Origin of the sequence: Pseudomonas fluorescens, assembly GCF_001623525.1 — a bacterium.
GTDB classification, from domain to species: domain Bacteria; phylum Pseudomonadota; class Gammaproteobacteria; order Pseudomonadales; family Pseudomonadaceae; genus Aquipseudomonas; species Aquipseudomonas fluorescens_Q.
Genome location: NZ_CP015225.1, coordinates 1,196,038 through 1,209,753, shown reverse-complemented (window position 1 = coordinate 1,209,753; position 13,716 = coordinate 1,196,038). Strand labels below are relative to the sequence as shown.

General features: G+C 61.0%; 13 protein-coding genes. 6 read left to right on the top strand and 7 right to left on the bottom strand.

What is annotated here, in order from left to right:
* From TK06_RS05220 to TK06_RS05200, 5 genes are all read right to left on the bottom strand, one after another.
* On the bottom strand, positions 1-726 hold the full coding sequence (locus TK06_RS05220) for a MotA/TolQ/ExbB proton channel family protein (protein ID WP_063321132.1): 726 nt from the start codon (positions 724-726) through the stop codon (positions 1-3).
* Positions 727-810: 84 nt separating this feature from the next.
* Positions 811-1,620 (bottom strand): energy transducer TonB, encoded by an 810-nt coding sequence (locus TK06_RS05215; RefSeq protein ID WP_063321131.1) that lies wholly within the window; start codon positions 1,618-1,620, stop codon positions 811-813.
* A gap of 46 nt (positions 1,621-1,666) precedes the next feature.
* Entirely contained in the window at positions 1,667-2,692 is a 1,026-nt protein-coding gene (locus TK06_RS05210) for an ABC transporter substrate-binding protein (RefSeq protein ID WP_063321130.1), read from the bottom strand.
* Positions 2,693-2,717: 25 nt separating this feature from the next.
* Complete coding sequence (locus TK06_RS05205) at positions 2,718-3,530, bottom strand: ABC transporter ATP-binding protein (RefSeq protein WP_063321129.1); 813 nt, start codon at positions 3,528-3,530, stop codon at positions 2,718-2,720.
* A gap of 1 nt (position 3,531) precedes the next feature.
* Positions 3,532-4,416, bottom strand: coding sequence for an ABC transporter permease (locus TK06_RS05200; protein ID WP_063325070.1), 885 nt, complete (start codon positions 4,414-4,416; stop codon positions 3,532-3,534).
* 380 nt (positions 4,417-4,796) lie between these two features.
* On the opposite strand from TK06_RS05200, the gene TK06_RS05195 reads away from it, so the two are divergent.
* Positions 4,797-5,885 carry an LLM class flavin-dependent oxidoreductase gene (locus TK06_RS05195; RefSeq protein WP_063321128.1) on the top strand — a complete coding sequence of 363 codons (1,089 nt, stop codon included), beginning with the start codon at positions 4,797-4,799 and terminating at the stop codon, positions 5,883-5,885.
* Between the two features lie 151 nt (positions 5,886-6,036).
* Here TK06_RS05195 and TK06_RS05190 read toward each other — a convergent pair whose 3' ends face one another.
* The gene (locus tag TK06_RS05190; RefSeq protein WP_063321127.1) at positions 6,037-6,831 is read right to left on the bottom strand and encodes a class II aldolase/adducin family protein; all 795 of its coding nucleotides are present in this window, start codon (positions 6,829-6,831) and stop codon (positions 6,037-6,039) included.
* Between the two features lie 126 nt (positions 6,832-6,957).
* Entirely contained in the window at positions 6,958-7,863 is a 906-nt protein-coding gene (locus tag TK06_RS05185; RefSeq protein ID WP_046061828.1) for a LysR family transcriptional regulator, read from the bottom strand.
* Between the two features lie 222 nt (positions 7,864-8,085).
* Between TK06_RS05185 and TK06_RS05180 the strand changes: the two genes are divergently transcribed.
* From TK06_RS05180 to TK06_RS05160, 5 genes are all read left to right on the top strand, one after another.
* Positions 8,086-8,694 carry a cysteine dioxygenase gene (locus TK06_RS05180; RefSeq protein WP_063321126.1) on the top strand — a complete coding sequence of 203 codons (609 nt, stop codon included), beginning with the start codon at positions 8,086-8,088 and terminating at the stop codon, positions 8,692-8,694.
* On the top strand, positions 8,691-10,274 hold the full coding sequence (locus tag TK06_RS05175; RefSeq protein ID WP_063321125.1) for a rhodanese-related sulfurtransferase: 1,584 nt from the start codon (positions 8,691-8,693) through the stop codon (positions 10,272-10,274). The genes TK06_RS05180 and TK06_RS05175 overlap by 4 nt, the downstream gene beginning before the upstream one ends.
* A gap of 99 nt (positions 10,275-10,373) precedes the next feature.
* Entirely contained in the window at positions 10,374-11,327 is a 954-nt protein-coding gene (locus TK06_RS05170) for an ABC transporter substrate-binding protein (RefSeq protein WP_063321124.1), read from the top strand.
* 12 nt (positions 11,328-11,339) lie between these two features.
* A complete protein-coding gene (locus TK06_RS05165; protein WP_063321123.1) occupies positions 11,340-12,692 on the top strand; it encodes an LLM class flavin-dependent oxidoreductase in 1,353 nt (450 codons plus the stop codon).
* Positions 12,689-13,681, top strand: coding sequence for an ABC transporter substrate-binding protein (locus tag TK06_RS05160; protein ID WP_063321122.1), 993 nt, complete (start codon positions 12,689-12,691; stop codon positions 13,679-13,681). The genes TK06_RS05165 and TK06_RS05160 overlap by 4 nt, the downstream gene beginning before the upstream one ends.
* The last annotated feature ends 35 nt before the right edge of the window (positions 13,682-13,716 follow it).

Below are 13,716 nucleotides of genomic sequence, written 5' to 3'. Positions count from 1 at the left end.
TCAGGACGCCTCCTTGACGGGCTGCCCGGCGACGGTCGCGCCAGGCTTGTTCAGCACCGGGTGCAACAACACGCGAAAGGCATTCTTCTGCGCCAAGCTGTAGAAGTCGTGGGCGAAATCATCCAAGTCAGCGGCGGTCAGCTTCAGGCGGCGCAGGAAGTAGTTGTAGACCAACACCGCCGGCACCGCGACAGCGATACCGACACCCGTGGCAACCAGGGCAGCACCGATCGGCCCGGCCACAGTTTCCAGGCTGGCCGAGCCCGCCGCACTGATGCCTTTCAAGGCCGACATGATGCCCCAGACGGTACCGAACAAACCGATGAAGGGCGAGGTGCTGCCAATGCTCGCCAGGATGGCCAGGCCGCTTTCCAAAGAGCGGCGCTCCCGCACGATCTGCTGGCGCAAGGCGCGCTCAAGGCGGTCCTGGTGGTTGATCGACTGACTCAAGTCGGCGGCTTGCTGGTCTTCCGGCACCTGGATCGCGGCGTAGCCGGCCAATGCCACGCGGGCAGCGGCGCCCGGTTGGCTTTGGGCCAGTTCGGCGGCGGAATCGAGACTGGAGGCGGCCCAGAAGTGTTTATGGAATTTGCGGTCCTGGGCCTTGAGGCGAATGAACTGCACGCCCTTGAGCAAGGCCAGGCCCCAGGTGGCGATGGAAAAAAGGATCAACAGCCAGATGACGGCGTGTTCGATGGATTCGAAAGGCGATGCAATCAGGTTCATGGTCAGGCTCTCCAACAAGGCGCTAAGTCGGTTGTTGCGATGCGCCTTTTGTCAGGTGGCCCGCGGTCTTTCGGATAAGTTGAGTTACTTGATTTTGAAATCGATGGGCACGCTGACCCACCCATCCATGGCGACGTCACCCTGCTTGGCCGGAACGAAGCTCCAGCGCTTGACCGCAGCCAGCGCGGCGGCGTCGAGCTGATCGCGGCCACTGCTTTTTTGCAGCTGGATCTCACCGGGCTTGCCGCTGGCCAGGACATGCACCCGCAACAACACGGTGCCTTCCCAACCACGACGCATCGCCAGCGATGGATATTCCGGCGCCGGGTTCTTCAGGTAACCGGCACTGGCCGACGGTGGCGTCACCGGTTTCGGCGCGGGCGGTGCAGGCGGTGCAGGGGCCGCGACCGGTTGCGGCGGCGCTGGAGGTGCCGGTGGCGGCTCAACAGGCTTGGCCACGGGTTTTGGCACCGGTTTGACCACCGGCTTGGGTTTGAGAATCGGTTTAGGCGGCGCAGGTTTGACGGCCAGCTCCTCCTCGACCGGCGACGGTGGCTCGACCGCAGGCTGCACAACCGGCGCGGGTGGCGGAGGCACTACCGGCGGCGCGGGCTGGGAAAACTCGATGGTCATAGGCGGGATCTCCGGCGGTACCACGGGCAATACCGGCGCGGGTGCCTGGTTGACCCAGACAATCACCGCGCCATGCAGCACCAGGACGAAAGCTCCCAGCAAGAGCCCTTCGCGACGACTCAGAATGTGCTTGGGCGTGGTGTGCAACCGCGAAAACCCCAAGGGCTCGCGGAACACCCGTCCAAGATCCAGCAACTCGCCACCTGGTAGCGGTCGTCGGAAGATCTCCAGGGCACGGGTGGCGCTCTGAACATTGCCCATTGATCGACTCCTGTAAATGTCCAAATCGAGCCCGCCAGAACCTGGGCTAACGCGCCGATTCCGATTGCGTCAACACCAAAGGCGTCGGCGAAAACACCTGCTCATTCGTCAGCGCCTTGACGTCGACTCGATGGGGGAAGATCTTCTTTTCCACGAACAAGTCATCGACTTGCTGCAGGGCCTGGACGTCTCTCGCTTCGATCAGTACCAGGGACTCGTCGCCCCAACTGCGCAACGTCTGCGAGACTTCGAGGGGAATGTCGTTGACCTTGGCGAACACCCGGGCGTACTCGTCGCGATTGTCCTGCGCCCATTCGAAGGCCTTGGCGAAACGTCCGAGGACATCACTCAACGCCTTGCGCTTGAGGGGATCATTCAAGACCTCATCGGAAGCAGTGATGAACGTCAGCCCCGAATTGATGCCCTCCCCGCTGAGCAATACCCGCGCGCCCTTCTGCTCGGCGAAAGCCTGGTACACACCAAACGTCGCCCAGGCTTCGATTTTTCCGGCGTTGAACGCTGGCAAGGCATCGGTCGGCAGGACAAATCCCACCTTCACGTCGTTCTCATCGACGCCGGCATTGGCCAGTGCACGAATCAGCAGGTATTGGGCAATGCTGCCTCGGGCCGACGAGACCACAACGTTGCGGCCTTTCAGATCGGCGACGCTGCGAATCGTTGAGTCCGGCGGGACCAGAATCGCGATCCCTCGCGCCTGACCGCGCCGCACCGCGACAATCCGCAAGGGCGTGCCTCCCGTCGCCGCCGCGAGCACCGGCGTATCACCCGCCGGCGCCAGATCGACAGCACCGGCACGCAGGGCTTCGAACAACGGCGCGGCACCCTGAAAGTTCGCCCACTGCACCTTGTACTCGATACCTTCCAAGGCGTTCGACGCTTCCACCACCGTGCGCAGACCCTTGGCCTGATCGCCCAGCACCAGCGTCACGCTGGACAAGTCGGGGGCCTTGGCGGAAGGCGATTTCGTGTCGCTGCTTTCGCCGCAGCCAGCCAGCAGCAGCGCGGCGCCGGTCAACAGTGCGGTCGTGTTTTTCCAGGTGCGCCTGGGCATGGCGGCGAACGCCTTTGTCGTCAAATTATCCATGGGCAAACCGCCGGACGCTGCTATTGGTAGCCTGAAGCGCAGCGCCGTTTGCCTGGGTCACAGGCTCCAGCCTTTCAACACCCAGCAACTTCAACAGGCGCGCACGGATGTTCTGGAAGCCTTCCTGGCCGGTGTCCCGTGCCCTGGGCAGATCGATCGTCAATTGTTCAGCGATCTTGCCGTTGGCCAGCACGATGACCCGATCGGCCAGCAGGATCGCTTCGTCCACATCGTGGGTCACCAGCAACACAGCAGGTGTGTGTTTGCGCCATAAATCGATGATCAGCCGATGCATGCGGATCCGGGTCAGCGCATCGAGCGCGGCGAACGGCTCGTCAAGCAGCAACAACTTTGGCTCGCGCACCAGCCCGCGAGCCAGCGCCACCCGCTGGGCTTCGCCGCCAGACAGCGTCGCCGGGTAGGCCTCCAGCCGATGGGCCAGGCCCACCTCGGTCAGGGCTTCTACCGCACGAGTCTTGGCATCGGGAACGCGCAGACCAAGAATCACGTTCTTCCAGGCCCGTTTCCAGGGCATCAACCGAGGCTCCTGGAACACCGCCGCTCGTGCCCTGGGCACGCGCAGTTGACCGCTGTCGATACTGTCAAGTCCTGCCAGGCTGCGCAGCAAGGTGGTCTTGCCCGAACCACTGGCGCCGAGCAGCGCGACGAACTCTCCCGGGGCGATATCCAGGTCCAAGCCATCGATCACCCGCTGCTGGCCGAATTGACGCACCACGTTGCGCAATTGCACAGGCGCTACGGATTCTGTGGGTTTGGATGCGTTCACAAGATCAATGCTCGACATATCAGTTCCTCACAAAAGTTGGGCGCCAGGCCAGGGCAAATCGCTCCAGCGTGCGGATCAATCCGTCAATCAACAGACCGAGGACGCTATAGATCAGCAAGCAGATCACGATCACGTCGGTGCGCATGAAATCTCGCGCATCGCTTGCCAGGTAGCCGATGCCGGCGGTGGTGTTGATTTGCTCGACAAATACCAGGGCCAGCCAGGAAATCCCCAGGGAGTAGCGCAGGCCGACGAAAAACGAGGTTAAGGAGCCCGGCAGGATCACGTGCCATATCAGCTCTCGACGGCTCAGCCCCAACGTGTTGGCCGCCTCGATCAGCTTGGGGTCGATATTACGAATGCCAGCAAACAGGTTCAGGTACACCGGGAAGGTGGTGCCGATGACAATCAGGGCGATCTTGGTGAATTCGCCGATGCCGAACCAGAGAATGAACAGCGGCACGAGGGCCAGCGAAGGGATGGTGCGCAACATTTGCATAGGCGAATCGAGGACCACCTCGCCGCGTTTCGTCAGGCCACTGATCAGCGCCGCAAACACGCCGATGGTGACGCCGATACTCAACCCTACAAGCGCCCGTTGCAGCGAGACCAACAAATGCCTGCCAAGCTCACCCGAGACGATCATGGCCCAAAGCGTTCCGCCGATCTGCGACGGCGCGGCAATGACCCGCTGCGGGATCAAGCCCCAGCGCGACGCCAGTTCCCACAACAGCAGCAGCACAATCGGGCTGATCAAGCGCAGCAGCGCTTCTGGCGTGCGCCAACGACGCAACCAGTCGGGGGCCAGCCTCGACACACCCTGCCCCGTTGCGCTGAGACCCGCAGTCTTGTCGATGAATAACGAGCTGCTGGTGCCTTGTGTCTCGAAAGTCTTGTTGCTCATCAGGCTTCCTTCCTCATAAAGAACATGGCCGGAGGCGCCATGCATCAGCTTCGCTTTCATGCTATTCGCATAAAAAAACGCAGTGAAATTCTTTTTGGGAATAACCTAATATGATTAGAAATCAGATATCTCCGATTTCAGATAAATTATTTGCATGATAATGCATCCCAGGCAGCGTCGTTGGCGGGCTCGCGAACCGCTTACCTTAAAATGCATATACCTGATAATTTTGACGATATTTAATCAATATATTTGATACTTAACATAGAACAAATTGGCATTTCACAGGCCAACACCGCACGCCTACCTTTGTTCGTCACGAACCGACCCCTTGCCTGGTGGAGGTGAAATCACACCCGTTCAAAGAAAAGGAACCCACCATGAGTGTTGAATTTATCGGTTTCATCGGCGGCCACCACGCCTCGGAGATCCATCCTCGCAGCGGCCCAACCCTGCAACCCGATTATGTGGAGAAAGTGGCCCGGGCCCACGAAGAAGCGGGTTTCGACCGGGCGTTGGTCGCGTTTCATTCCAACAGTCCGGATAGCACGCTGATCGCCTCCCACGCCGCCAGTGTGACGAAAAAATTGAAATTCCTCATTGCGCACCGACCTGGGTTCGTTGCGCCAACCCTGGCGGCTCGCCAGTTCGCCACGCTGGATGTGTTCAATGGCGGGCGCACCGCCGTGCACATCATCACAGGCGGCGATGATCGGGAGCTGCGTGCCGACGGTAGCTACATCGGCAAGGACGAGCGTTATGCCCGCACGGACGAATACCTCGACGTGCTGCGCCAGGAATGGACCCGCGAAAAGCCTTTCGATTATCAAGGCAAGTATTACCAATTCGAAGGCGCGCATTCGGATGTGAAATCACCGCAGCAGCCGCATATCCCGCTGTACTTCGGCGGTTCATCGGCGGCCGCCATCGCGGTGGCGGGCAAGCATGCGGACGTCTATGCGTTGTGGGGGGAAACCTACGAGCAAGTGCGCGAGGTGGTGAACCAGGTGCGTGCCGAAGCCGCCAAACATGGCCGCAGCATCCGCTTCAGCCTGTCGTTGCGACCGATTCTGGCCGACACTGAAGAGCAAGCCTGGGAACGCGCCGAGCGCATCCTGCAACAGGCAAGCGCACTGGCCGAACAAAATGGATTCGTACGCCGGGAACCACCGAACGAAGGCTCGCGACGCCTGCTGGCAGCCGCAGCCCAGGGCTCGCGCCTGGATAAGCGGCTGTGGACCGGCATTGCCAGCCTGCTGGGCGCACAGGGTAATTCGACGTCCTTGGTGGGCACCCCGGAACAAGTGGCAGAAGCGCTGCTCGACTACTACGACCTGGGTATCACCACCTTCCTGATCCGCGGCTTCGATCCGCTTGATGACGCCATCGATTATGGTAAGCGCCTGATCCCGCTGACGCGCCGACTGATCGTCGAGCGCGAGCGCCAGGCTTCTGAAAAGGTGGCTTGAAAGCGATACGCGGAATAGGCGGGAGCGAGCTTACTCGCGATAGCAGTGGACCAGCCAACGTCAATTCTGGCTGACCCGACGCTATCGCGAGCAGGCTCGCTCCACAATAGGAATGTGCCGATTACAACCTTCAACACATTCGCCCACAGACTCAGTTCTTGTAGTCGAGGCCAGTTCTTTCCAACTGCCGAATCAGTGCATTCCAATGCCGCGCAACACCCGGCCCATCGCCTTTCTTGAGTGTCTCGGCCTGGGTTTCAACCTTGGCCACGACCTCGGCCGGCGGGAAGATCAGTTCGGCATTGCCAGCCGCCTGCGCCGCGATCTGGATGCTGCAGGCGCGCTCCAGTCCTTGCAGTTGCTGGAACGCGTGTTCGACGCTGATGCCCGCGGTCAGCAGCCCATGGTTGCGCAGGATCAGTACACTCTTGTCTCCCAGGTCCGCCACTAATCGTTCGCGCTCGTCGAGATCCAGAGCGATGCCCTCATAGCCGTGGTAGGCCACCCGCCCCGAAAAAGCGATGGAATGCTGGGAGATCGGCAGCAGGCCATCGCGTTGGGCAGACACTGCGATGCCATCGCGCGTATGGGTGTGCAGCACAGCTTGCAGGTCGGGACGCGCACCGTGGATCGCGCTGTGGATCACATAGCCTGCGTGATTGATGCCCAGTCCCGTAGGGTCATCGACAATGGTCCCATCGACGTCGACCTTGACCAGGTTGGAAGCGCTGATCTCATCAAACAACAACCCGAACGCGTTGATCAGGAAATGTTCGTCAGGCCCGGGCACGCGTGCGGAAAAATGCGTGTAGATGTGGTCGGTCCATTTGAACAAGGCCGCCAACCGGTAGGCGGCGGCCAACTTCACGCGAACCTCCCATTCCTCGGGAGTGACGCGTTGACGGACATTTTTCGAAACGCTAGACAGTGGGCTGACGCTGCTCATGACAAGACTTCCTGGATGGCCTTAAGGATCTCCAGCAAGCCTAGGGGAAGGCAAAAAATAATAAAAAGCACATTTTAATCTAAGCTAATTATTATTTTTTTTTATTATAAAGACCCTCCCCACGCCTTACGCGGCGCTCTTGATCTTCTGCAACGATCCGGCCACCAGCTTGCCGAAAGCATCCACCGGCCCTTGCAGGTTGCCGAGAAAGTGCGGGTAGATCAGCCACAGGTCCATCACCGGCTTGAAATCCTTGAGGGGCATGGCTGCCAGTTGATCGCGATGGGCGCTGCGCTCCAATAACGGACGCGGCACCAAGCCAAGGCCGAGGCCATCGGCGACCAGACCCAACTGCAATTCGGTGCCGAAGGTTTCCAGGTTGACCCGCAAGGCCAAGCCCTGGTCGGACAAGGTCCGTTGCAACCCGGCGCGAAAACCGCAGCCGTCGGGATTCAGGACCCAGCCATTCTGGTAGACATCGGCCAGCTTGCAAGGGCGCTTGGGCAGTTGCGCCTTGGCACAGACCACCACCAACTCCATCTTGCCGATCGACTCGCCGACAATGTTGTCGGGGAAGATCTTGCCGGCAGGAAACAAAGCCGCCGCCGCATCCAACTCGCCACGCTCGATCTTGCCGACCAGCTGACTACCCCAGCCCGTGGCCACCTGGGCGCGCAACTCGGGGTATTCGCTGCGCAAGTGCTTGAGGGCATCGAGCAACACCACATCACCAATCGTTTGCGGAACACCCAGGCGCAGCAGCCCGGTCGGCGGCGCGTCGGTGGCGACCAGTTCCCGCAAGGCATCCATCTCCCGCAGGATCAAACGGCATTGCTCGTAGACCCGCGTGCCGATCAAGGTGGGCTTGAGCGGCTTGGTGTTGCGGTCGAACAACTCCACACCCAATGCCTGCTCGAAGTTCTGCACGCGCCGCGTAATCGCCGGTTGCGTCAGCTGCAACGTCTCGGCGGCATGGCTGATGGACTGGCAACGAATCACTTCGACAAAGGCGTCAATATCGTCAATTTTCATTTGGCCCGCACATAGAGAACAGTCAATAAGATGTGTGAAAAGCATAGTGCCAATGCCTATGGCTGGATAGCCCAACCCACCGACCAATAACCTCTAACGCTAGATCTACCCAGTCTAAATTCGTTCCAGCTATAAGCTAATCATTAAAAAATAGCATATTAATTCAAATCATTATGCTTACATTACCAGCATCTCATGTTCCTCTACGACGACGGATTCGCCATGACCCAGGCCCGACACCCGGAAAGATTAAGAGCATTCATTGGCGCCCTGGCAGAGTTGATCGACAGCAATCCCCGCGAAGGCGACCTGCTCCATCGCGGTGGCAAGCTGCTTGCCCAACTCGTCAGCCATGACGATTGGCTACCCGAAGATTTCGCCAGGCCAGACCCCGAACGCTATCAACAATATTTGTTGCACGCCGATTCACGGCAACGCTTCAGCGTCGTCAGTTTTGTCTGGGGACCCGGGCAACGCACACCGATCCACGACCATCGGGTCTGGGGGCTGATCGGCATGCTGCGCGGGGCGGAATATTCCCAGGGTTTTCACCGTCACCCTGACGGGTACCTGTTCGCCGAGGGCGAACGCGTCGAACTGCGTCCCGGTCAAGTCGAAGCCGTCTCCCCCAAGATTGGCGACATTCATCAAGTCAGCAATGCCTTCGATGACCAGGTCTCCATCAGCATCCACGTCTATGGGGCCAACATCGGCGCCGTCCGCCGCGCGGTGTACCAGCCCGACGGTAGCGAGAAGCTGTTCATTTCCGGTTATTCCAATGCCTTCCTCCCCAACATCTGGGACCTGTCCAAAGAGAGCCAAGCCCTATGAGCACCGTACGCACCCGCTCCTACTCGCAGATTCGCCAAGCGTTGCTGGACCGTGAAGAATTGGCTCTCGTCGACGTGCGCGAAGAGGCGCCCTTCGCCCAGGGTCACCCTTTGTTTGCCGCCAACATTTCGCTGTCGAAGCTGGAGCTTGAGGTCTACTCGCGCATCCCCAGGTGCGACACCCAGGTCACGGTTTATGACAACGGCGAAGGCCTGGCCGACATTGCGGCGCGACGCCTGGAAGGCCTGGGTTACGTTGATGTCAGCGTGCTCGAAGGCGGTCTGGAAGGTTGGCGCAAGGCCGGCGGCGAACTGTTCATCGACGTCAATGTGCCGAGCAAGGCCTTTGGCGAGCTGGTGGAAAGCCAGCGCCATACGCCGTCACTGGCGGCGGAAGAGGTCAAGGCGCTGCTCGACAGCGAGGCCGACGTGGTGGTGCTCGACGCTCGGCGCTTCGACGAATACCAGACCATGAGCATCCCCGGCGGCATCAGTGTGCCGGGGGCGGAACTGGTGTTGCGTGCCCGGGAGCTGGCGCCGGATCCATCAACCCGAATCATCGTCAACTGCGCCGGGCGTACCCGCAGCATCATCGGCACCCAGTCGCTGATCAATGCGGGTATCGCCAACCCGGTGTCCGCCCTGCGCAACGGCACCATCGGCTGGACCCTGGCCGGCCAGACGCTGGAGCATGGCCAGTCACGCCGGTTCACCGTCACTGGCGAGGAGCATCGAGACATTGCCGCCCGCGATGCCCGCCGAGTTGCCGACAGGGCGCAAGTCGGTCGCGCCACCCTCGCCGACCTGCAGCGTTGGCAACAGGAACCGGCACGCAGCACCTACCTGTTCGACGTGCGCACCTCAGAGGAATTCGAAGCCGGCCACCTGCCTGCTTCCCGCTCCACCCCCGGCGGGCAACTGGTGCAGGAAACCGATCACTTCGCCAGTGTTCGCGGTGCACGCCTGGTGCTGGTCGATGATGACGGCGTGCGGGCGAACATGACCGCCTCCTGGCTCGCGCAACTGGGTTGGGACGTGTACGTGCTGGATGATTTGGAGCCGGCGCACTTCAGTGAGCGGGGCCCGTGGAAAGCCCCCGTTCCTGTACCGCCGCAGGCCGAGGAAATCAGCCCTGACACCCTTGCTCAGTGGCTGGACGAAGGTGACACGGTGGTCCTGGATTTCACCAGCAGCGCCAACTACGTCAAGCGCCATATCCCGGGCGCCTGGTGGGTGTTGCGCGCGCAACTGAGCGAAGCCCTCGGCAAAGTGCCCTCCGCCCAACGTTATGTGCTGACCTGCGGCAGCAGCCAGTTGGCACGACTGGCGGTCGCCGAAGTCGAGGCCATCACCGGCAAGGCCGTGTTCCTGCTGCGCGACGGCACCGCCGCCTGGATCGCCGCGCAATTGCCGCTGGAGCATGGCGAAACCCGCCTCGCTTCGCCGCGCATCGACCGTTACAGGCGGCCTTACGAGGGCACTGATAACCCTCGGGAAGCCATGCAGGCGTATCTGGATTGGGAGTATGGCCTCGTCGACCAACTGGCCCGCGACGGCACCCATGGATTTTTCGTCATCTGAACGCACGAGGGGGTCGAACGATCGACCCCTTCTACACCAGCCGACCCCTTCTCCAGGCGGAGGCGACTGAACGCAACACTGTCAGCCTGGAGCCCCGCAATGCGCCTGACCCTCACCCTGCTGTTGATGACCCTTGCCTTTGGCTCGGTCCACGCCGCCGACTTGCAACCGCTGCGAGTCGCCAATCAGAAGTCCACCATCAAGGCCCTGCTGGAAGTGTCCGGCGAGCTCAAGGACGTGCCCTACGACATTCAGTTTTCCGAGTTTCCCGCCGCCGCGCCGTTGGGCGAAGCGCTGAACGCCGGGGCCGTGGACATCGGCGCCCTCGGTGATGCACCCTATGTGTTCGCCCTGGGCGCCGGTGCATCGCTCAAGGTCGTCAGCATCATCCACGCTGAAGGACGCAATACCACCGCCATTCTTGTGCCCAAGGATTCGCCCATCAAGGCTGTTTCCGACCTCAAGGGCAAGCGCATCGTCACCACGCGCGGCTCCATTGGACATTACCTGGCGATCAAGGCCCTGCGCAGCGCAGGCCTGAGTACCGCAGACGTGGAATTCGTTTTCCTGCTGCCCAGCGAATCCAGGCTGGTGTTGGATAACGGCACCGCGGACGCCTGGTCGACCTGGGACCCGTTTACCACTGTCGTCACGGCGCAAAGCCAGGCCAAGGTTTTGGTCAGCGGTAGCAACCTGCTGAGCAATCATCTCTACCTCGCCGCCACCAGCCAGGCCATTGCCGATAAGCGCCAGCAACTGGACGATTTTGTCGCCCGGGTCGACCGCGCCTATCGCTGGAGCAATGACCACCCCAACGAATACGCCGCTGCACAGGCCAAGATCACTGGCTTGCCCCTGGACGTGCACCTGGCGGTAGCCAACGCGACCCACATGCAGCCAGTAGCGATTGACGACGCGGTGGTCAGCGGCCTGCAGACAACCGCCGACATTTATCAGGAAGAAGGTTTGTTGACGCGACACATCGACGTCTCCCAAGGCTTCGACAAGAGCTTCAACACCCTGCGCGCCCCCCTCACCCAGGCTTCGCGTTAAAGGAGCAGAACCATGAGCAAGCAACGCCAACTCAAACTCGGTGCAATGGTCCATGGCGTCGGTCACGGCTGGGGCGAATGGCGCCATCCGCAGGCGCAACCCAATGCCAGTACCGACTTCGGTTTCTACAAGCACCAGACGCAACTGGCTGAAGGCGCCAAGTTCGATTTCGTCTTCATCGCCGACAGCCTGCACATCCATGAAAAATCCAGCCCGCACTACCTCAACCGCTTCGAGCCGCTGACCATTCTCTCGGCCCTGGCGGCACTGACGTCGCACATCGGCCTGGTGGCCACCGTGACCGTCAGCTACACGGAGCCCTACCAGGTGGCGCGTCAATTTGCCTCGCTGGACCACATCAGCGGCGGGCGCGCTGGCTGGAACGTGGTGACGTCGTGGCTCAGTGGCACCGCCGATAATTTCGGCAAGAGCGAGCACCCGCCCCATGCCGTGCGCTACCGGATCGCCAAGGAACACGTGGCGGTGGTCAAGGGGTTATGGGACTCCTGGGAAGACGACGCCTTCACCTACGATAAGCAAACCGGGGAATTCTTCGCCCCCGGCAAGCTGCACGCGCTGGAGCACAAGGGGGAGTTCTTTTCGGTAAAGGGCCCGCTCAATATCGCCCGCTCCCGCCAAGGCCAACCGGTGATTTTCCAGGCTGGGACTTCCGAGGACGGACGAAACTTCGCCGCCGAAAATTCCGATGCGATTTTCGTCGGCGCCGAAAGCTTCGAAGAAGCGCAGGCCTATTACCAGGACCTGAAACGCCGCGCCAAGGGCTTTGGCCGCGATGCGGCGCAACTGTCGATCCTGCCCGGGATCCGGCCAATCGTGGGTCGCGATGAAGCCGAAGTCGAAGAGCGCTACCAGCAGGCGGTGTCACTGGTGAGCATCGAAGACGCCATCGTCGCCCTCGGCCGTCCCTTCAACGACCATGATTTCAGTCAGTACCCACTGGACGCTCCCTTCCCCGAACTGGGCGACCTGGGGGCCAACAGCCAGAAAGGCGGCTCGGACCGAATCAAACAACTGGCCCGCGACGAAGGCCTGACCTTGCGTGAAGTTGCCCTGCGTTTCTCCCAGCCACGGAGCGACTTTGTCGGCACACCCGAACAGGTCGCCGACGCGATTCAGACCTGGTTCGAGAATGGCGCAGCCGACGGCTTCATCATCAATTCCTTGCTGCCGGACGGCCTGCAATATTTCACCGAACTGGTCGTGCCGGTCCTGCAACAGCGCGGTTTGTTTCGCAGCGAATACAGCGGCCATACGCTGCGGGACAACCTGGGCTTGCAGGTGCCGACCAACCGCTACGCGCAGGCACACCGGTCGACAGAAAAGACCCGCGAGGCCGTGGCATGAACTTACTCAATCGTCGCGACTTCCTCACAGCCAGTTCCTTCGCCCTGGGTGCGCTGGGGCTGTCCTCACTGGGTCTGGCCCCGCGTGTTTTCGCCCAAGGCAAGCAGCTGGCGGACCTGACCCTGGGAGTCGCCACCTACCGCGGACAGGACTCCTACTTCGTCGAGGATGCCGGCACCGGTAACACGCCCTACAAAGTCGAATATTCCGAGTTCGCCGGCGGCAACCTGATTGTCGAAGCGCTGGCCTCCGGTAGCCTGGATGTCGGCGGCATGAGCGAGATCCCGCCCATCTTTTCCATCCAGAGCCATCGCCAGCCGCGCCTGATCGCCGTCTTGCAAAGTGACGTGAACAACCAGGTGTTCCTGATTCCCAAGGATTCGCCCATCGAGTCGATCGGCCAGTTGCGCGGCAAGCGAGTCGGCTATGTGCGCTCGACCACCTCCCACTATTTCCTGATCAAGGCCCTGAAGGAACAAGGCCTGACCATGAACGACATCACCGCGGTGGCATTGACGCCCCAAGACGGTTTCAGCGCATTCCAGAGCGGCCAGCTGGATGCCTGGGTGATCTATGGCGTGTTCATCCAACTGGCGAAGTTCCGCAGTGGTGCCCGGGTACTGAAGACCGCCTTGGGCTATCTGTCCGGCAACTACCTGATCGCCGCACGACCCGCGGCCCTGGAAGACCCGCTGCGCAAACAGGCGATCCAGGATTACATCCAGCGCCAGGCGCGCACCTGGGAATGGATCAACAACAATCCCGAGCCGTGGGCGACCAAGTCGGCCCAATTGCTGGGCGTCGACAAAGCGGTGTTTCTCGACATGTACAACAACCGTAGCCAGCCCACGAAAGTCGTCGAAGTGAATGACCAGGCCATCGCCTCGCAACAGGAAGTCGCCGACCTGTTCTTCGCGGCCGGCGTGTTGAACGAACGGCTCGACGTGAGCCCGCTGTGGGACCGCAACTTCCGCCTGCTGCCGCTGTGAACCCTACCGGGTTGTAGCTGGCTCTTATTTTTTGA